This window comes from Bradyrhizobium sp. (assembly GCF_004799445.1).
Lineage (GTDB): Bacteria > Pseudomonadota > Alphaproteobacteria > Rhizobiales > Xanthobacteraceae > Bradyrhizobium.
The window spans coordinates 42889-61315 of the sequence record NZ_SSNA01000025.1; the positions used below are offsets into that span (position 1 = coordinate 42889).

Genomic DNA, 18427 nt, shown 5'->3' on the forward strand with positions numbered 1-18427 from the left:
TCGAGGCTCGCTGCGCTCGCACCTCAGGATGACGGGGGAAGCGCTAAACCGTGCCGTCCACCATCACCTCGATCAGCTTGGCGCCGGGCCGCCTGAACGCCGCCGCCAGCGTCGACTTCAAATCCTCGGGCCTGGTGATCCGGGTTGACTCAAGCCCGAGCGATTTGGCCATGCCGGCAAAATCCACCGGCGGGTCGGCGAAATCCATGCCGACGTAATGGTCGTCGCCATGAAACGCGAGCAGCCTTTGCTTGATGATGCGGTAACCGCCATTGTTGGCGATCACCACCGTCAGCGGCAGCTTGTGATGCGCGGCGGTCCACAGCGCCTGGATCGAATACATCGCGCTGCCGTCGCCGGAGAAACAAACCACCGGCCGATCGGGGTTGGCCAGGCTGACGCCGACGGACGCCGGCAATCCCCAGCCGATGCCGCCCGACGCCAGCGCATGATAACCGAAGCGATCGCGATGCGGGCGCAGCGCCAGCGTCCGCCGCGAGGAGGTCAGTCCCTCGTCGACGAGAATGGCGTTGTCGGGCATCGCCTCGACCAGCTGCAACGTCAGATAATCGCAATCGATTGGCGAGCGATCCTTTTTTCCCGAAATTTGCCCGACCAGCGTTGCGCGCCGCGCCGTCCAGTTGCTCGCCGCCAGCGCCGCGACGCCCTGCCTGGCGCGGGCCTCCAGCGCTGCGCCGCCGATCGATTTCAGCGCCGGCACCAGCGCGCGCAGGGTCTCCCTGACGTCGGCCTTCAGCGCGATCTCCGCGCTGTAATTTTTGGCGAGATCCCCGTCGACGAGACCGATCTGCACCATCGGCAGCCCCTCGGGCAACGGATCGACCTCGCTATGCACCGACATCCGCAGGGGATCGGCGCCGAGCACGATCAGGAGGTCGTAGGGCGATAGCACCTCGCGCACCTGCGGTTGCGAGCGCGACAGCGCGCCCATGAAGCACGGGCTCTCCGACAGGAAATGCGCTCCATAAGGCACCGACTGCTGAAACGCGGGGCAGCCGAGCGCCGCGGCCAAATCGGCGGCCTCCCGCAGCGCATCGCTCTTGACGATCTCGTCGCCGGCGATGATGGCGGGCCGCTGCGCTTTCAGGATACGCACCGCCAGCGTCTTGAGCGCCTCGTCGGAAGGTCTGACACGGGTATCGACCCGGGTCGAGCGGCCGAGTTCGATGCCGGCTTCCGCGTTGAGGATGTCGCCCGGCAGCGAAATGAACACCGGCCCGGTCGGCGGCGTGGTCGCGATCTTGGCGGCGCGGCGCACGATCCGCGGCAGATCCTCTAGCCGCGTCACCTCGACCGCCCATTTCACCAGCGGCTCGGCCATCCGGACCAGCGGGCCATACAGCAGCGGTTCCATCAACCCGTGGCCCTGCTCCTGCTGGCCGGCGGTCAGGATCATCGGCGTACCGGTGAACTGCGCGTTGTAGAGCGAGCCCATCGCGTTGCCGAGCCCCGGCGCGACATGAACATTGCAGGCAACCAGGCGGCCCGACGCCCGGCTGTAGCCATCGGCGATGGCGACCACGAGACTCTCCTGCATCGCCATCACGTAGGTCAGGTCAGGATGATCCTTCAGCGCATGCATGATCGGCAGTTCGGTGGTGCCGGGATTGCCGAACAGATGCGTGATGCCCTCGTCCTTGAGCAATGCGAGGAACGCCGAGCGCCCGGTAATGCGATTCTTCATGTCTCCTCCTGCCCGCGCCCATTGCCGTCGGGATTTTCGACATCATGACTGATCCAGGACGATGAGATCAAGGAAGCGCGCTCATGGCTGCCCTGCGCGGCGGAATCCCAGCAATCGTGTCCCGGACGCGGTGCAGCGCAGTTGGCGGTACACCGCTGAGCCGGGACCCACGCGGCTCGCGAGCGCCCGAATTGATGGGCCCCGGCTCAGCAGTGCAGCACTTCGATCTGCACTGCGTCCGGGCACGAGTGACACGGCGCGGCTAGAACATCCCTTCATGATCCGGCCGTTTCTTCTTTTTCGAGCGCTGCCAGACCACGCCCGGAAAGCCCTTCAGCGGCACCAGCGGTTCGCCGGCATAGATCCATTCCTGCAGCTCTTCGATCGCGACGTGATAGAGCGGCTGCCGGCCGGTGCGCCCCGAAAACAGCGCGCGCGGGATGTTGACCATGTGCGGCGAGCGCGCGCGTTCGTAAATCAGCGGCGTGCCACAGCGCTTGCAGAAGCTGCGCGTGGCCTTTGCGGTCTTGTCGTCGAAACGCGCGATCCCCGCCTCGCCTTTTGTAATGCGAAAGCGCTTGCGCCAGCTGCCGACATAGGTGGCATAGGCCGCGCCATGCGCGCGCCGGCTTGACGCGGAATGATCGTGCCAGGCCCAGCGCGCCGGAACATCGATCTCGAAGCAGACGCTGCCGCACAGGCATTGGCCGGTTGCAACTCCCATCATCTTTGGTGCTTTTGGCATTTGCGTCTCTCGGCTCCGTCGTCATTGCCTGCGACAAGCGCGAAGCGTTTGCGCAAGGGAGCGAAAGCGACGATGCAATCCATTCTTCCCTGGCGGCCTCATGGATTACTTCGCGGAGCCTGTCATCGGGCGCGCATTCGCGCGACCCGTTGGCTCGCAATGACGATTGGGTCGTCACGCCCGCTCCAACTCGCCATACACGGGGTAATCAGTATAGCCCGCTTCCTCGCCGCCATAGAAGGTCGCGCGGTTATAGGGCGTCAACGGGAAACCGTGTTGCAGACGGCGCGGCAGATCGGGGTTGGAAATGAAGATGCGGCCGAACGCGATGGCGTCGGCGTGACCTTCGGCGATCGCGGCTTCCGCCGTCTCGCCGGTGAACCCACCGGCCGAGATCAGGACGCCGCGCCAGATCGGGCGGAACAGCACCATCGCCGACGGCACGTTCTGATGGTTGACCTCGGCGCGGCCGGCGCCGCTCGACCGCGGCTCGATGAAATGCAGATAAGCGAGCCCAAGCGCATCGAGCGCCTTGATCGCATGGCTGTAGAGCGGCATCGGATCGGCTTCGCCGCTGCCATTGGCGACGCCATAGGGCAACAATCGCACGCCCACGCGGTTGGCGCCCCATACCTCGATCGCGGCTTTGGTGATCTCCAGCAACAGCCGCGCGCGGTTCTCGATCGCGCCGCCATATTGATCGGTGCGCAGATTGGTGTGCGACTGCAGGAATTGCTCGAGCAGATAGCCATTGGCACCATGAATCTCGACGCCATCGAACCCGGCCTTCATCGCGTTGATGGCAGCCTGCCGAAACGCTTCGACAATTCCTTTCACGTCGGCGGTTTCGAGCGCGCGCGGCGTCTCATACGGCACCATTTTGCCGTCGGCGGTCATCGCCATCATGCCGTTGCCGGTAATCGGCACCGCCGAGGGAGCGACCGGCAGCAGGCCGCCGGGCTGGAACGAGGAATGCGAGACGCGGCCGACATGCCAGAGCTGGAGAAAGATCACCCCGCCCTTGGCATGAACCGCATCGACGACGCCGCGCCATCCCGTGATCTGCGCATCGGAATAGATGCCGGGGGTGGCCGGATTGCCGCGCCCCGTGGCCATCACGGGCGAGGCTTCGGCGATGATCAGACCGCCCGGCGTGGCGCGCTGGCCGTAATATTCCGCATTCAGCGCCCGCGGCGCGAAGCTCGTTCGCTCCGCCCGCATCCGCGTCAGCGGCGCCATCACCACCCGATGCTGCAGCCGGTAGGGGCCGACCCGGAGCGGCGAAAACAACGAAGGAAAATTCATCTTGCCCCGATTTTTTCTCTAGTCACTGAAGTTTCTGTAGTCACTCAATATGTGAGCACGAGCCGTTGAAAAAGCGGCGGCCGAAGCCGCCGCCACCCGATGAACCATCTCCCCCTCTCCCCGTCTGCGGGGTCGAGACGAGCGAAGCTCGCTCTTAGAGGGTTGGGGTGAGGGGGACCCTCCACGCACTCGAACTCGCGGAAAGTCCCCTCACCCGGATTGCTCCGCAATCCGACCTCTCCCCGCAAGCGGGGCGAGGTGAACCAACTCAACGCCATCTCTCTTATTCCAACGTCCTACGCGGTCTTGATCCAGACCGCCTTGACGTTGAGATATTCTTCCAGGTGCTGCTTGCCGGACTCGCGGCCATAGCCGCTCATCTTGTAGCCGCCGAACGGCACCGCCGGGTCCATCGCCTGATAGCAGTTGACCCAGACCGAGCCGGCGCGAAGCGCCTTGGCGACACGGTGCGCCTTGCCGACGTCCTTAGTCCAAACGCCGCTGCCGAGGCCGAAGGTCGTGGCATTGGCGCGCTGGATCAGTTCGTCCGGATCCTTGAACGAGATCGCGGAAATGACGGGTCCGAAGATCTCCTCCTGCGCGATCCGCATATTGTCCTGGACGTTGGCGAACACCGTCGGCGGCACGAAATAGCCTTTCGACAGCGCGCCTTCGGTGAGCCGGGCGCCGCCCGCGAGCGCTTTGGCGCCTTCCTTCTGGCCGATGGCGAGATAGCCCGAGACCCGTTCGAGCTGCTGTTCCGACACCAGCGGGCCGATTTGCGTATTGGGGTCGAGGCCGTTGCCGACCTGCAGCTTTTTGCCGAATTCGGCGACGCGGCCGACGAATTCGTCATACACCTTGTTCTCGACAAACAGCCGCGTCCCCGCGCTGCAGATCTGCCCGGAATTGGCGAACACCGCCATCGCCGCGCCCGGCACCGCCGCGTCGAGATCGGCGTCGGCAAACACGATGTCAGGCGATTTGCCGCCAAGCTCGAGCGACACCCGCTTCAGATTACCGGCCGACGCCCTGACGATCGACTGACCGGTGACGTGCGAGCCGGTGAAGGCGACCTTGTCGACGCCCGGATGCGAGGCCAGCGCCGCGCCCGCGGTCTCGCCAAATCCCGCCACCACATTGACGACGCCGGGCGGGATGCCGGCTTCCATGCAAAGTTCGCCGAGCCGCAGCGAGGTCAGCGGCGCTTCCTCCGCGGGTTTCAGGATCACCGTGCAGCCGGTGGCGATCGCAGGGCCGATTTTCCAGACGCTGGCGCCGAGCGGGCCGTTCCATGGGATGATCGCGCCGACGACCCCGACCGGCTCCTTCAGCGTGTAGGAGAAGATTTCGCCGGGCAGCGAATTCTCGATGGTCTCGCCATGCAGCGCGGTTGCCTGCCCCGCGTAGTAACGCAGCATGCCGAGCACGCGCAGCTTGTTGCCGCGGGTACGGCTGATCGGCGCGCCCATGTCGAGCGTGTCGAGCTGCGAAAGCTCCTCGAAATTCTTCTCCACGAGATCGGCGAGTTTCAACAACAGGTTCTGCCGCTCGAACGGCTTCACCTTGCTCCACGGCCCCTCGAAGGCACGGCGCGCGGCGGCCACCGCGCGATTGATGTCCTCGGCGTCGCCCTCGGCGACGGTCGCCAGCAATTCGCCGGTCGCCGGGTTGTGGGTCTCGAAGCGTTTGCCGGATGCAGCGTCGACCCATTGGCCGTCGATCAGCATCTTCTTGTAGGAACCATCCGCATAAGGATGGCGCGTGATCGGAATTGCCTGCGTTACAGCCATGTCTGCACTCCCCTGGGGTCGACCGATGTTTCTGCGATCGTTATATGTAAAATTCTATAGCGGCGGTGTGAAACCGTAAAGCCGGTGAGCAGTTTGTAGAGAGCGCCGAATGAGGAGCTCCCATGCCATTTCGTGCATGCTTCATGCGCGGCTTTGGCATAGTGATGCGCCAAGCTGATCCCATCCGGGAGGAACCTTCCGTGCCCCATCCAGCCATGTCTCCCAACCACGTTGCCGTCGTCACCGGCGGCGCCTCTGGCCTCGGCCTTGCCGCCGCGAAAACATTTGCGCGTCTCGGCATGAAAGTCTGTATCGCCGATCTCGGCGGCGATCGACTCAAGGCGGCCGAAACCGCACTATCATCGGCAGCGCCCGGCGGCGCCGCCAATATCCTGGCGCGCGCAATCGATGTCAGCCGCGTCGAGGAGGTGACGGAACTGGAAGGCGCCGTGCGAGAACGGTTCGGCGGCACCGACATTCTGATGAACAACGCCGGCATCCAGCCGGGCAGCGCGATGTTCGGTCCGCTGCCGAACTGGCAGCGTATTCTCGGCGTCAACCTCTGGGGCGTGATCCATGGTTCGCAGGTTTTTGCGCCTCGCATGATCGAGCGCGGGCGGCCGGGCCTCATCATCAACACCGGCTCCAAGCAAGGCATCACAACCCCGCCCGGCGATCCCGCCTATAATGTTTCCAAGGCAGGCGTGAAGGCCTTTACCGAGGCCCTGCAACACGAGTTGCGCAACGCTGCCGGCGGCAAGATCAGCGCGCATCTGTTCATCCCCGGATTTGTCTTCACCGGTCTCACCGCAAAGGGCCGCTCCGAAAAACCGGCCGCGGCGTGGACGCCGGAACAGACCGTCGACTTCATGATCGAGCGGGTAACGCGCGGCGACTTTTACATTCTCTGTCCGGACAACGATGTGCCGCGACAGCTGGACGAGCGCCGCATTCTCTGGGCCGCCGGCGACATCGTCGAAAACCGCCCCGCGCTGTCGCGCTGGCACCCGGACTACGCCGAAGCGTTCGCCGCGTTTGTGAAGGGTGCTTAGCGGCGGTCATGGCTGGGGCGCGCACGCACAATGTCGGCTGCAAAAGAAGTCGTCGTACCCCGCGCAAGCGGGGTATCCAGTACGCCGCGGCCTTGCGATTGATCGGTACCGCCTCTGGAATACTGGGTTGCCCGGTCAAGCCGGGCGATAGCCCGAGCTCAACGCTATTCGTCATTGCGAGCGCAAGCGAAGCAATCCATCGTGCGACAAGAAAGCAAGCGTGGATTGCTTCGTCGCTTGCGCTCCCTTGCGTAAACGCTTCGCGTTTGTCGCAGGCAATGACGGCGGGACGCTGCTTCGCGATCTCGCGGCACTAGACAGCCGAATCGCAAAACAGCCCGTCGGGCAAATCACCGCGGGCCGTCCCATCAACTTGTTCAGGGACATGCGGATGTGCGAGGCTGTTCGCTCGCCGGATGCCCGATCAGGGTACCGGCCTGGAAGGACCGGGAATGCAGACCAACTATCTGGCCTTGGCGATCGTCGTTGGATACATGGCCGGTCTTGGCCTGCTCACGACCCTGGTCCAGCGGTCCGTCACCACGACGACGACCTTTACGCAGGGCACCAGCGGCCATTCGGGCATCCCCGCCGTTCTGGTCGGCCTGATGCTGATGTCCGAATTCATCGGAACGTCGGCGAGCGTCGGCACCGCCCAGGAAGCCTACAGGTTCGGCATCTCCGCGTCGTGGAACATCATCGCGCTCGGCGCCGGCTTTCTGTTCTATGCCTATTTCCTCGCCGGGAAATACAAGGAGTCGGGGCACAACACGATCTCCGCGGTGTTTGCCGAGGTTTACGGGCCGCAGACCAAGATCGCCACCTCGCTGGTGATGATCTTTGCGCTGCAGATCGTCGCCGTCGCGCTGTATGCGGGCGGCGGCGCGATATTGAGCGCGCTGCTCGCGGTGGATCGCACGCTCGCCACCGTGATCTGCGGCGTCGTCGCGGTTCTCTACGTCTTCATGGGCGGAATGAAGTCCGTGGTCTACACCAACGTGATCCATTCGCTGATGAAATATATCGGCATCGGGGTCGCATTGTACTTCGGACTGACAAGGGTCGGCGGCTTCGGGGAATTGCAGGCCCGTCTTCCCGGCGAGATGTTTTCCTGGACCAATGTCGGCTGGAGCCAGATCTTTGCCTGGTTCATCGCCGGCATTGGCGCCACGTTCTCCACCCAATACGTCATTCAGGCCATCAACACGGTTGAAACCCGGCAAAAGGCCAAAGCCGCGAGCCTGTACACCGCGCTGCTGCTGGTGCCGTTCGGCATCGCCACCGCGCTGATCGGAATGTGTTCGCTGGCGCTGTTCCCGAACATCAAATCCATCAACGCGTTCTCCGCCTTGATCGCCGATATGAATGGGGTGATGGCGGGCGTGGTCGCGGCAGGACTGGCGGCGTCGCTGTTCGGCACCATCGCCGCGATCAGCGTTTCAACCGCGACGCTTCTCTACAAGGATTTCTATGCCCGGTTCGTGACCAGGGATACCGATGAGCAGCGGTCGCTGAAATTCATTCGCGTCACCACGATCATCGTCGGCCTGCTTCCGATCGTCCTGGCGATCTATACGCCGAACATTCTGCAGATGACGTTCCTGGCCAAGGCGATCAGGGCATCGCTTTCGGTGCTGGTGCTGCTGGTGTTCTACGCGCCGTGGTTCGGCACCAGAACCGGAGCATTGTTCAGCATCGTGGGTTCGCTGGTAGCGACCATCGCCTGGTTCGTGATGGGCAATCCATTCGGCATCGACAATGCCTATGTGGCCCTGGTGGTCCCGCTCGTCGTCATGGGCCTGAGCTCGATGATTGAGCGAATCCGGACCGGCGGAATCTCGGGCGTCCCCGTCGAAGCCGATCGATCGGCGCCGGACTAGGCAGTGCCGGGCGCCGCCAACGTTTAATGGGAGCCAGAACGACCATGCAACGCAGTAACGACCGTATTCTTACAACGCATACGGGAAGCCTCCCGCGTCCGCCCGGGTTGACGAAGCTTTATGCCAGGCGCGCGCGTGGCGAAGTCGTCGACACGGCCGAGATCGAACAGGCCGGCCATGCCGCCCTGCAAGGGATCGTGCCGAAACAGATCGAGGCCGGAATCGATATCGGCAATAACGGGGAGCAGCAGCGCGAGGGATTCTTCCTCCATGTCAGGCACCGAATGACCGGCTTTGGCGGGACCTGGAAGCGGTGGCCGCGCGCCGATGTCGAGCGCTACCCGGTTTTCAAGCAGGCGATGGAGCAGCAGAATGCGGCCAGGGAAATGGTCAGCAGCTTCGCGCCGCCGAAGGTTATCGGCGAAATCCGCTACACCGGCGCCGCGGAAGCGACACGTGAGTGCGCCGACTTCCGTGATGTCTTGCGTGCCCGCGCGGCGGCCGGCCGGAGCGGTTTCATGGAGGCGTTTCTCACCGCGCCGTCGCCCGGCATCGTCGTGGCCGCGATCCGCAACGAGTACTACGACACCGAGGACGCCTATCTCGCCGCCGTCGGCCGTGCCCTGCAGGTCGAATACGAAGCGATATCGGCGCAGGGCTTTCTGCTTCAGCTTGACTGCCCCGATCTCGCGCTCGAGCACCACATTTCGTTTCAGGATCGCCCGGAGTCCGATTTTCTCGATTTCGTCGAGCGCGTGGTGGCGACCATCAACGAGGCGCTGCGCAACATTCCGCGCGACAGGGTCCGCATGCATGTGTGCTGGGGCAATTATGAGGGGCCGCACGATCGCGACGTGCCGCTGGCGACGATCCTGCCGCTGATCGCACGCATGAACGTTGGCGCCCTGGTGCTGCCGTTCGCCAATCCCCGCCACGCCCATGAAGTGCAATGTCTCGAGGGGCGCGCGATCGCCGACGACCAGATCGTCGTCGCCGGCGTGATCGATTCACTGACGAATTTCGTCGAGCATCCGGAAGTGGTGGCCGAGCGGATCGAACGCGTCGCCAGGACACTTGGCGATCCCAGCCGCGTCATCGCCGGCACCGACTGCGGGTTTGATACCTCCGCCGGCGCCGGCCGCGTCGCGGAAGACGTGGTGTGGGCCAAACTGGCGGCCCTGAGCGAAGGCGCCCGGATTGCCTCACGCCGGCTGTTCCAGGCGGGATGAAGCCTTTCGGATCGGCGCCAGCGGTCCGCACCAATACGCGCCCGATGATGGCTAGATCATGATGGCTTTAGTTGAATCGGCGCATGTGCGAGTTCGGTCACCTCTCCCCGCCTGCTGGGAGAGGTCGATCACGAAGTGATCGGGTGAGGGGGACTATCCGCGAGTCCGGCTTTGACGTGAGTCCCCCTCACCCCAACCCTCTAAGAGCGAGCTTCGCTCGTCTCGACCCCGCAAGCGGGGAGAGGGAGCAGCGACTGATCGTCGCTGCACCTCAACCTAAATTCATCCCGCTTTAGTGCGCCCTCAACGTCACCGTCGTCGCAGGCTGCGCCACCAGCGCCTCGCCGAGTTCGCTCTGCTGCTGGCGCGGGATGGAGAAGCAGACGCTGAACCCGTCGACCGTTTTCAGCGTCACCATTCCCTGGGCGGGATCGGATGACTGCTCGACCACCCATGACTCCAGCGGGTAGGCATAGCGCAGGCTGCGATCGCCGAAGCGCGTCTGCAGGGCCTTGTCGATCAGTCCCGGCAGCGTCATGGCGAGCGCGCCAACCGCGTTCAGGGATAACCGGATGGTCGCGGGATTGCCGGTGGCATCGACAAAACCAAGCGAAATAGCGCCGCCATCGGCGGCGACTTCGCAGGTGGTCAGCGACTGGGTGTCGATCTCCATCGTCAGGCTCCGGTAGTCGTTATATTCAATTGAATATATCGCAATGGCGAACGAATCGTCCAGCCCGGTTTTTGGCCGGTCTGCCCTGCTGCCGCTGTGGCCTCGCATCCGAAAGCGTGATATACGATTGGATATAGTGTCGATGGCGCCGCCGTGGTCACCTCCGACTTCCAGGCGGCGAGGCTAACGGTCAACGGAAGCGTCCGATGTTTGACTCACAATGCGACCTTGCGGCCCTGGTCTACGAAGGGGATCAGGACCCCGACGAAATGCTGCGCGGCTTTGCGTCCGACCTCAAGGCCGGCGGCTATCGCGTGGCAGGCCTGGTGCAAATCGGGCACCATTGCGTCGATGCGCCAAGACTGTCCGCGATGCTGGTCGATACCGGCGAGGAGCTACAACTGTTTCAGGATCTCGGCGCCTGCGCGACCGGCTGCAGGCTGGACGTCGGCCAGTTGCTCGATGCCGGCGCCCGGGTCGCAAGCGCCATCGATCAGGGCGCCGACCTCGTGATCATCAACCGGTTCGGACGGCAGGAGCGCGAGGGCAAAGGCCTCTCGTTTCTGGTCGAGCGCGCCTTGAGCGCGGATATTCCAGTCGTCATCGCGGTGCCCAGCCACCGTTTTGCGGACTGGATCAGGTTCGCCGATGGCATGAGCGTGAGGCTGCGCTGCGACCGCAAGATATTGGACGCGTGGTGGAATTCGGTAATCGCGCGAAATGCAGGCCTTGCCCGACCGGATCACCGCACCGTCCGCGAAGTTATCAAGTAAGCCGCCGACAGAACGATTTCACAGCGTCTCTTGCTTGTGGCCGCATTGCTTGCAGGCGAATTTGACCCGTGTCGCGCCCTTTTCCGCCGAGATGCGGTTTGGCGCGCCGCATTTTCCGCAAACCGCCTCGATGCGGGTATTGCCCTGCTTCACGACAAGGTTCTTGCGTTCCATGGTTTCGCGGATCAGGCGCTCGGCCTCCTCGCGCATCGACTGCTTCGACATCCGCTCGCACCCGTTATGGAAATCGCCACCGAAGCAGCCTTATAGCACCAGCATCGCGCTTGTTGAGACCACACGCGAAAAATTGCTCTGGAAACCGCCTCGGCGCCGGATTCGGGATTAACCCTGTCACCCGCTCGACGTCGGCCGGGCCAATGCCGATCTGACCCGGGCCGGGAAACGTGGTATTCCCAAGACCGAAAAGCCTTCCGGATTTGCTTCAACCTGGCAGCCGCAATGTCCTCATCCGACGATTTCAGCGCAACCAGAGACGTGCCCCGCCGGCACCGGAAAAGGAGGAACTCCTTACTCCTGTTGCTGGCTGCCGGGTTGCTTGGTTTTGGTGTGGCGGCAGCCGCACTATACTACGTGCTACAGCCGGTAACGCTCCGGATCGCCGTCGGGCCGCCGGGAAGTGACGATCACAAGCTGATCCAGGCGATGGCCGAAACCTTCGCACACGACCGTAGCCATGTCAGGCTGTCTCCGATCACAACCGACGGCGCGGTGCAAAGCCTCGCGCTTCTTGGCGCTGCCAAAGCCGACCTGGCGGTCGCTCGCGGCGACCTCGACATGCCGGCCGACGCCGAAACCGTCGCCATCGTGCGCAAGAACTTCGTCGTGCTATGGTCACCTTCCGGCCTTCCGGCCAAGGGCGCCAAGAAACAGCCGGCGCCGAAAATCAAGGAGATCGGCGATCTCGCAGGGCACAGGGTTGGCGTTATCGGCCGAACGCCGGCCAATGCCGCACTGCTCAGGGTGATCCTGACTGAATCGGGTGTCGCGCCCGACAAGGTTGCGGTCACGCAGTTCGGCACCAACCAGATCGAGGAACTTTCCCACGACGCCAACCTAGATGCGTTCATGGCGGTGGGGCCGCTGGACAGCAAGATCACCGCCGAGGCGCTCGCCGCGACCGCGCGCACCAGAGGCGAGCCAAAGTTTCTCCCGATCGACGTATCGGACGCGATCGCCCTGAAGCACCCGCTCTTTGAATCCGAGGAAATTCCCGGCAGTGTTTTCAATTCGTCGCCGGCCTGGCCCGACGACAAGGTCGATACCATCAGCGTCAATCACCTGATCGTCGCCCGAAAAGTCTTGTCGGAAACGACGGTCGCATCATTGGCCCGGCAACTGTTTGCCGTTCGTCAGTCGCTGGCCAAGCAGGTGCCCGGTGCGGCACACCTCAAGAAACCGGACACCGACAAGGACGCCGAACTGCTGGTGCATCGGGGTGCGGGGGCCTACATCGACGGCAACGAGCGTACGTTCCTTGATCGATACGGCGATTATTTCTGGTTCGCATTGCTGCTCCTTTCGGGGCTTGGTTCGGCCGGCGCCTGGTTGAGTCAGTATGTCAAGCGCGACGAAAGGGAGGAAACCACCGGGTTCCGCAACCAAATCATGGCGATGATTTCCAAGGTGCGTACGGCGCAATCCGTCGAGGAATTGCTGGCCATGCAGCGCGAGGTGGATGCCATGATCCGTGAAACGCTCGAGTGCCACGACGACGGCGCCATCGACGAAGAAGACCTGGCGGCCTTCGGCCTCGTGCTCGAATTGTTTGATCATGCCGTCGCCGACAGGCGCGCGGCGATGAGCGAGAGCACGCCCGAACAGACCCGCTTGCGCGCGCGTTAGGCTGGTTGGTCACGTCTCGATGATGACGTAGCTGTCCTCGATGTGAACCGGGAAGGTTTCCGCCACGTAAGGCCCCTTGGCCAGGGTCTCGCCATCCTTGATGACGACAGGATAGGTCCGCACCTTGAAGCGCGTGGGGTCGAACCAGGATTGCCCGGTCCGCATGTCGAATTCCCAGCCGTGCCAGGCACAGCGAAGCAACTCGCCGACCCGCGAGCGCTGATAGATTCCGGGCTCCGGCGAGGTCAGGCGCGCGACGCAGGCCGCCTTGTCGAGCGGCGCACCGGCGTGCGGGCAGCGGTTGAGCAGCGCGAAGAACTCGCCGTTGACATGGAACACGACGATGTCGCGGCCGTCCAGGGCGACCACCTTGTTGCCGCCGGGCGGAATGTCGGTGGTGCGGGCGACAATGTGACGGGTCATGAGCGGCGATCAGAGCCTGTAAAGCGCACGCGCATTGCCGTTGAAAATCTTCTGGCGTTCGGCGTCGGAGAGCGGTGTGCGGAACGCAAACCGCGGATCGTCGAAATCCCAATGCGGATAATCCGACGAGAACAGCAGCCGATCGACCCCGACCCATTCGATCAGGGACCGCAGGTGTTTGGCCTCGTCGGGCTCGTCGATCGGCTGGGTCGTGAACCAGAAATGCTCGCGCACATATTCGGACGGACGCCGCTTGAGATGCGGAACCTCACTGCGGAAGCGTTCGAAATGCTGGTCCATTCGCCACATGGTCCATGAAATCCAGCCAAACCCGCCCTCGATGAACACGATCTTCAGGCGCGGGAAACGCTCCAGCACGCCCTCGACCACCAGGCTTGTCAGCGTTGCGGCCATCGTGTGCGCATTCGACTGGTGTTCCTCGGCATAATAAGACGGCCAGCCGCCGCCGGCCGGCGCGTGACCGCCATAGCCGCCGACATGAATGCCGAGCGGCAGGTCCAGTTCCTCGGCCAGGGCATAGATCGGCCAGTAGCGGTGGCGGCCGAGCGGCTCGTTGGCGCGCGGCGACACGTTGATCTGCACATATTGACCGATCCTGGCGCAGCGCTCGATCTCGGCAAGCGCCGCCTCGGTGTCGTCCTGCCCGACCAGAATGGAGGCTTTCAGCCGCGGCTCGCGGCTGGTCCAGTTCGCGAGCTGCCATTCGTTGACGGCGCGCTGGATCGCGGCGCCGAAATCGAGATTCTGCTGCGAGAAAATGAACAGGTCGAGCACCTGCAGGATACCGAACTCGATGTCGAGCGGATCGAGGTGCTGCTGGCGCATGAAGGCGAGATCGGATCCCGGCGGGCCGCCGGTCGGCGGCCATGCATCGCGGCGCGCGATCAGCGGCGAGGACCGCGGATAGGGCGTGGTGCCGATATAGGGCGTCCGCAGGTGATCGCCGTAGGTCTTCAGATGCTCCTGCCAGCGTTTTGACAGGAATGGATTGAGGTCGGCGCGCGAATGCAGGCTCGGATGGATATCGCAGTCGATGATCCGCAAGCGGCTCTTGGCGGCGGCTTCCTGGTCGAGCACGGGGCGGTCGATGACATCACTCATGCGATCCTCCTAAAGATTTAGGCGGCGAGTTTTAGCCGCGGAAAGGTCTCAAGCGGATTGTCGGCGCACATGCGCGAAACGATGCTGGCCGGCAGATGCGGCGGTATCGCGTCGTCGCCGTCGAATTGCCAGTGCGGATAGTCCGAAGCAAACAGCAACATCCTGTCCGAACCTATCATATCGATGATGTCGGCCACGCCGGCGGCATCGGGCGGGCTGTCGAAGGGTTGCGTGGTCAGGCGAATGTGGTCGCGCATGATCGCGGCCGGCTCGCGGTCGATCCAGGGCACCTCGACGCGGACGCCGCGCCAGGTCTTGTTGGCGCGCCACATGAAGGCCGGCAGCCAGCTGACGCCGGATTCCACCAGCACCACCTTCAGGCCGGGGAACTTGACGAATACGCCCTCGTAAATCAGGCTCAGGATCTGGGCCTGAAACGCCTGCGCCTCGGCCAGATAATATTCATAGCGATAGGACGGCCAGCCGACCGAGCTCGGCGCCTGGCGATACTGGCTGCCGGCATGGACCGCGATCGGCAAGTTGTGTTTCTCGGCGGCCTGCCAGACCGGCCAGTAGTGCCGCCGCCCGAGCAGGCTCTCGCCTTGCGCCAGCACCAGCACCGACACGAACCTGTTATCGCCGGCGCGGCGTTCGATTTCCTCGATGGCGAGATCCGGCGCCTGCAAGGGGATTACGATCGAGGCGCGCAGCCGAGAATCGCGCGCCAGCCATTCCGCCGCGATCCAGTCGTTGATCGCCTTGCAGAACGCGGACGCCATATAGGGATCGTAGACCGCCTGCGCGCCGTACAGCACGTTGCAGATCGCGTGCGACGAACCAAGCTGGTCGAACGCGCCGCGCTGCACCATCGCCAGATCGCTGCCCGGCTTGCCGCTGGCCGGCCGCCAGTCGGCGCGGCCGGATAACGGCATGTTCGGCGGATAGCTGGTGAGGTCGAGACCGTCGATGGCCCGGCTCACCACCTGCTCTTTCCAGTGATCGTCGAGATAGGGCAACAGCGTGGTGCGCGTTCCGCCCACGGCAGGATGGATATCGCAGTCGATCCGCGTGGCCGCCATCAGCGTTCCCTGGATATCGTCGTTTCCTGCATAACGTTCTTGGCGGCTAGCTCGCGCCGCGCCTCGAATGTGCCGCCGACGGCGCCCCGGAGCAAGGGTTAAGCAGCGGGGCAGACCGGCGATTTTGGCCGGATCAGCAGGGATCAGCGAGGCGGGAATGCCGTCAAATCGCCAAAACACGGATCGAGGCTTGTTCCCTGACGGCGTCTCCATAACTACATAGCCGGCGAACAGCGTGGTTTGTCATGACAAGATACCTGATCCTTTGCGGCCTGCTGGCGGCCATCACGGCGGCATCCACTGGTGACGGCTATGGCGGATCATCCGACATCGCGGCCTACCTGGTCAAAGCCGGGCTGGCCGGCGACGATCCGGCCGCTGCGCCCGCCGACGCGGCGGCGGATCCATCGACATCATGCGTCGGCGTGTCGTTTTCCCGCGGCCTGAGATATGGCGAGAGCGAACTGAACGTGCTCGACGTCGCAACCGGCGATTCCAGCGAAACCTCGCCGCGTCCGGTGCTGGTGTTCGTGGCGGGAGAAAGTTTCGCCGGCGAAAGTGGCACGTCCGATGCCACCAGCGCGGTCCAGGATCGGGCGATGTGTTTTGCCGCGCGCCACGGAATGGTCGGGGTCAAGGTGAACTACCGCCTGGCGCCGGCAAACCCGTGGCCCGCCGGCACCAGGGATGTCGCGGCCGCCACGTCATGGGTGCACCAGAACATCGACCTGTTCGGCGGCAGCTCCGACGAGATCGTGGCCGTCGGCTACTCCGTCGGCGCCTTTCACGTCGCCAGTTTTCTCGCCCATCCGGAATTGCGGGAGCGCGATTCCGACGTCGCCGCGGCGGTGCTGGTGTCGGGCATCTACCATTCCAGCGCGGATGCCGGCGCCGCCGAAAAATCCTATTTCGGCGCCGACGCCAGCAAATATGACGAGCAGTCTGCGTTTCCCGGTATCCTCAACATCGCCACGCCTATCCTGCTGGCGTGGGCGGCGCTCGATCCGCCGCGCCTGGTCGCGCAGGGCGAAAGGCTCAAGGAACGCCTGTGCAATTCGCCCACCCATTGCCCGCGCACAACGGTCCTGAGCAGCCGCGACAGCCTGGCTTCCGTATTTGAGCCGGACGCCGCAAGCCGAAGCCTCGCCGAGCCGACGCTGGAGCTGGTGCGGGAAGTCGAAGCCAGGGAACTTCCGTGACACGCTGGCGACATTTTCGCCGTGATGGCGCGAACATTGCAGGCTAGGTTGCCCGGAGGCTGCCTGGAAGGCAGCATCGGTGCAAATTGCCTGTTCGGAGATGCCATGACCATTCTTATCCGCGGCGGCACGGTAGTGAACCACGATCACTCCCGCCGCGCCGACGTGCTTGTCGACGGCGAGACCATCGTCGCGTTCGGCCTATCCCTCGATGCGCCGGCCGGCGCGGAGGTGATCGACGCCGGCGGCTGCTATGTGCTGCCGGGCGGCATCGATCCGCATACCCACCTCGAACTGGGGTTCATGGGCAGCGTGTCATCCGATGATTTCGAATGGGGCACCAAGGCGGCGCTGACCGGCGGCACCACCATGGTGGTGGATTTCTGCATTCCCGATCCCGGCCAGTCGATGCTGGCGGCGTACCAGGACTGGCGGCGCAAATCCGAGAAGGCGGCCAGCGACTATGGCTTCCACATGGCGGTGACCTCTTGGTCGAAGCAGGTGTTCGACGAGATGGAAATCGTCGTCAAGACCTACGGCATCAACACCTTCAAGCACTTCATGGCCTACAAGGGCGCGCTGATGGTGAATGACGACGAGCTCTACAACTCGTTCGCGCGCTGCGCCCATCTCGGCGCCCTGCCGCTGGTGCATGCCGAGAACGGCGACGTGGTGGCGCGCATGCAGGAGGCGCTGCTCGAGCGCGGCGTCACCGGCCCGGAGGGTCACGCTTATTCGCGTCCGCCGGTGGTCGAGGGCGAGGCCACCAACCGCGCCATCATGATCGCCGATATGACGGGCACCCCGCTCTATGTCGTGCATACCAGCTGCCGCGAGTCGCACGAGGCGATCGCGCGGGCCCGCGCCGGCGGCAAGCGCGTCTATGGCGAGCCGTTGATCCAGCATCTGTTGCTCGATGCGGCCGAATATGAAAACAGGAGCTGGGACCATGCCGCCCGCCGCGTGATGTCGCCGCCGTTCCGCGACAAGAGCCATCAGGACAGCCTGTGGGCCGGCCTGCAGTCCGGCTCGCTGCAGGTGGTCGCGACCGACCATTGCGCCTTCACCACCGAGCAGAAGCGATTGGGCGCCGGCGATTTTCGCAAGATCCCGAACGGCACCGGCGGGCTCGAGGACCGCATGCCGCTGCTCTGGACCGCCGGCGTCAACACCGGCCGGCTGACCAAAGAGGAATTCGTCGCGGTGACGTCAGCCAATATCGCCCGCATCCTCAACATCTATCCGCGCAAGGGCCGGCTCGGCATCGGCTCGGACGCCGATATCGTGGTGTGGGATCCGTCGGCCAGCAAGACGATCAGCGCCAAAAGCCAGGTGAGCCGGATCGATTATAATGTGTTCGAGGGTTTTGCGTGTCTGGGCGCGCCCGTCGCCACGGTCTCGCGCGGCAGGATCGCTTTCGACAGAGGCGAGCTTCGCGCCGAAAAGGGCGATGGACGTTATGTCGAGCGGCCGCCGTTCTCGCCGGTCCATGTCGCCAATTCGACCTGGAAGCAGGCCACCGCGCCGCAAGCGGTGCGGCGGGCCGACGTGACGCCGTGAGGTGAGAGCGACCGGAGCGTTTTCAG

General features: G+C 64.0%; 16 protein-coding genes. 7 read left to right on the forward strand and 9 right to left on the reverse strand.

Annotated elements, in window-relative coordinates:
* Window positions 1–43: 43 nt before the first annotated feature.
* The 4 genes from E8A46_RS02365 to E8A46_RS02380 form a co-directional block, all read right to left on the reverse strand.
* Entirely contained in the window at window positions 44–1705 is a 1662-nt protein-coding gene (locus E8A46_RS02365) for a thiamine pyrophosphate-dependent enzyme (RefSeq protein WP_291556898.1), read from the reverse strand.
* A 262-nt stretch (window positions 1706–1967) separates the two neighbouring features.
* Window positions 1968–2450 carry a GFA family protein gene (locus E8A46_RS02370; protein ID WP_291556899.1) on the reverse strand — a complete coding sequence of 161 codons (483 nt, stop codon included), beginning with the start codon at window positions 2448–2450 and terminating at the stop codon, window positions 1968–1970.
* Between the two features lie 174 nt (window positions 2451–2624).
* Window positions 2625–3755 (reverse strand): alkene reductase, encoded by a 1131-nt coding sequence (locus E8A46_RS02375; RefSeq protein ID WP_291556901.1) that lies wholly within the window; start codon window positions 3753–3755, stop codon window positions 2625–2627.
* Window positions 3756–4051: 296 nt separating this feature from the next.
* Window positions 4052–5548: an aldehyde dehydrogenase family protein gene (locus E8A46_RS02380; protein WP_291556904.1), complete on the reverse strand. Its 1497-nt coding sequence runs from the start codon at window positions 5546–5548 to the stop codon at window positions 4052–4054.
* Between the two features lie 200 nt (window positions 5549–5748).
* On the opposite strand from E8A46_RS02380, the gene E8A46_RS02385 reads away from it, so the two are divergent.
* From E8A46_RS02385 to E8A46_RS02395, 3 genes are all read left to right on the forward strand, one after another.
* The gene (locus E8A46_RS02385; protein ID WP_291556906.1) at window positions 5749–6600 is read left to right on the forward strand and encodes an SDR family NAD(P)-dependent oxidoreductase; all 852 of its coding nucleotides are present in this window, start codon (window positions 5749–5751) and stop codon (window positions 6598–6600) included.
* 452 nt (window positions 6601–7052) lie between these two features.
* Window positions 7053–8480 carry a sodium:solute symporter family protein gene (locus E8A46_RS02390; RefSeq protein WP_291556909.1) on the forward strand — a complete coding sequence of 476 codons (1428 nt, stop codon included), beginning with the start codon at window positions 7053–7055 and terminating at the stop codon, window positions 8478–8480.
* 44 nt (window positions 8481–8524) lie between these two features.
* Entirely contained in the window at window positions 8525–9709 is a 1185-nt protein-coding gene (locus E8A46_RS02395) for a cobalamin-independent methionine synthase II family protein (protein WP_291556912.1), read from the forward strand.
* A gap of 292 nt (window positions 9710–10001) precedes the next feature.
* On the opposite strand, the gene E8A46_RS02400 is transcribed toward E8A46_RS02395, so the two are convergent.
* Window positions 10002–10382, reverse strand: coding sequence for a hypothetical protein (locus tag E8A46_RS02400; RefSeq protein ID WP_291556915.1), 381 nt, complete (start codon window positions 10380–10382; stop codon window positions 10002–10004).
* A gap of 206 nt (window positions 10383–10588) precedes the next feature.
* Here E8A46_RS02400 and E8A46_RS02405 point away from each other — a divergent pair, with 206 nt between their 5' ends.
* Window positions 10589–11155, forward strand: a complete 567-nt coding sequence (locus E8A46_RS02405) for a DUF2478 domain-containing protein (protein ID WP_291556918.1) — start codon at window positions 10589–10591, stop codon at window positions 11153–11155.
* An 18-nt stretch (window positions 11156–11173) separates the two neighbouring features.
* On the opposite strand, the gene E8A46_RS02410 is transcribed toward E8A46_RS02405, so the two are convergent.
* On the reverse strand, window positions 11174–11380 hold the full coding sequence (locus tag E8A46_RS02410; protein WP_291556921.1) for a hypothetical protein: 207 nt from the start codon (window positions 11378–11380) through the stop codon (window positions 11174–11176).
* 234 nt (window positions 11381–11614) lie between these two features.
* Here E8A46_RS02410 and E8A46_RS02415 point away from each other — a divergent pair, with 234 nt between their 5' ends.
* Window positions 11615–13018: a TAXI family TRAP transporter solute-binding subunit gene (locus tag E8A46_RS02415; RefSeq protein ID WP_291556924.1), complete on the forward strand. Its 1404-nt coding sequence runs from the start codon at window positions 11615–11617 to the stop codon at window positions 13016–13018.
* A gap of 9 nt (window positions 13019–13027) precedes the next feature.
* On the opposite strand, the gene E8A46_RS02420 is transcribed toward E8A46_RS02415, so the two are convergent.
* Genes E8A46_RS02420 through E8A46_RS02430 form a run of 3 tightly spaced genes read right to left on the reverse strand, consistent with a single transcriptional unit; the run spans window position 13028 to window position 15642 of the window.
* Window positions 13028–13441 (reverse strand): Rieske (2Fe-2S) protein, encoded by a 414-nt coding sequence (locus tag E8A46_RS02420; protein WP_291556927.1) that lies wholly within the window; start codon window positions 13439–13441, stop codon window positions 13028–13030.
* Between the two features lie 9 nt (window positions 13442–13450).
* Window positions 13451–14563 (reverse strand): amidohydrolase family protein, encoded by a 1113-nt coding sequence (locus E8A46_RS02425; RefSeq protein WP_291556930.1) that lies wholly within the window; start codon window positions 14561–14563, stop codon window positions 13451–13453.
* Between the two features lie 17 nt (window positions 14564–14580).
* On the reverse strand, window positions 14581–15642 hold the full coding sequence (locus E8A46_RS02430) for an amidohydrolase family protein (protein ID WP_291556933.1): 1062 nt from the start codon (window positions 15640–15642) through the stop codon (window positions 14581–14583).
* Window positions 15643–15887: 245 nt separating this feature from the next.
* Between E8A46_RS02430 and E8A46_RS02435 the strand changes: the two genes are divergently transcribed.
* Both E8A46_RS02435 and hydA read left to right on the forward strand, forming a co-directional pair.
* Window positions 15888–16841 (forward strand): carboxylesterase family protein, encoded by a 954-nt coding sequence (locus tag E8A46_RS02435; RefSeq protein ID WP_291556936.1) that lies wholly within the window; start codon window positions 15888–15890, stop codon window positions 16839–16841.
* 105 nt (window positions 16842–16946) lie between these two features.
* Window positions 16947–18401, forward strand: coding sequence for a dihydropyrimidinase (gene hydA / locus E8A46_RS02440; protein WP_291556939.1), 1455 nt, complete (start codon window positions 16947–16949; stop codon window positions 18399–18401).
* The last annotated feature ends 26 nt before the right edge of the window (window positions 18402–18427 follow it).

Excerpts from the sequence above, each read along its gene's own strand:
- E8A46_RS02380 (WP_291556904.1), bottom strand. The coding sequence starts at position 5,548 with ATGGCTGTAACGCAGGCAATTCCGATCACGCGCCATCCTTATGCGGAT.
- E8A46_RS02420 (WP_291556927.1), bottom strand. The coding sequence starts at position 13,441 with ATGACCCGTCACATTGTCGCCCGCACCACCGACATTCCGCCCGGCGGC.
- E8A46_RS02405 (WP_291556918.1), top strand. The coding sequence starts at position 10,589 with ATGTTTGACTCACAATGCGACCTTGCGGCCCTGGTCTACGAAGGGGAT.
- E8A46_RS02370 (WP_291556899.1), bottom strand. The coding sequence starts at position 2,450 with ATGCCAAAAGCACCAAAGATGATGGGAGTTGCAACCGGCCAATGCCTG.
- hydA (WP_291556939.1), top strand. The coding sequence starts at position 16,947 with ATGACCATTCTTATCCGCGGCGGCACGGTAGTGAACCACGATCACTCC.
- E8A46_RS02390 (WP_291556909.1), top strand. The coding sequence starts at position 7,053 with ATGCAGACCAACTATCTGGCCTTGGCGATCGTCGTTGGATACATGGCC.
- E8A46_RS02425 (WP_291556930.1), bottom strand. The coding sequence starts at position 14,563 with ATGAGTGATGTCATCGACCGCCCCGTGCTCGACCAGGAAGCCGCCGCC.
- E8A46_RS02410 (WP_291556921.1), bottom strand. The coding sequence starts at position 11,380 with ATGTCGAAGCAGTCGATGCGCGAGGAGGCCGAGCGCCTGATCCGCGAA.
- E8A46_RS02435 (WP_291556936.1), top strand. The coding sequence starts at position 15,888 with ATGACAAGATACCTGATCCTTTGCGGCCTGCTGGCGGCCATCACGGCG.
- E8A46_RS02400 (WP_291556915.1), bottom strand. The coding sequence starts at position 10,382 with ATGGAGATCGACACCCAGTCGCTGACCACCTGCGAAGTCGCCGCCGAT.
- E8A46_RS02395 (WP_291556912.1), top strand. The coding sequence starts at position 8,525 with ATGCAACGCAGTAACGACCGTATTCTTACAACGCATACGGGAAGCCTC.
- E8A46_RS02365 (WP_291556898.1), bottom strand. The coding sequence starts at position 1,705 with ATGAAGAATCGCATTACCGGGCGCTCGGCGTTCCTCGCATTGCTCAAG.
- E8A46_RS02415 (WP_291556924.1), top strand. The coding sequence starts at position 11,615 with ATGTCCTCATCCGACGATTTCAGCGCAACCAGAGACGTGCCCCGCCGG.
- E8A46_RS02375 (WP_291556901.1), bottom strand. The coding sequence starts at position 3,755 with ATGAATTTTCCTTCGTTGTTTTCGCCGCTCCGGGTCGGCCCCTACCGG.
- E8A46_RS02430 (WP_291556933.1), bottom strand. The coding sequence starts at position 15,642 with ATGGCGGCCACGCGGATCGACTGCGATATCCATCCTGCCGTGGGCGGA.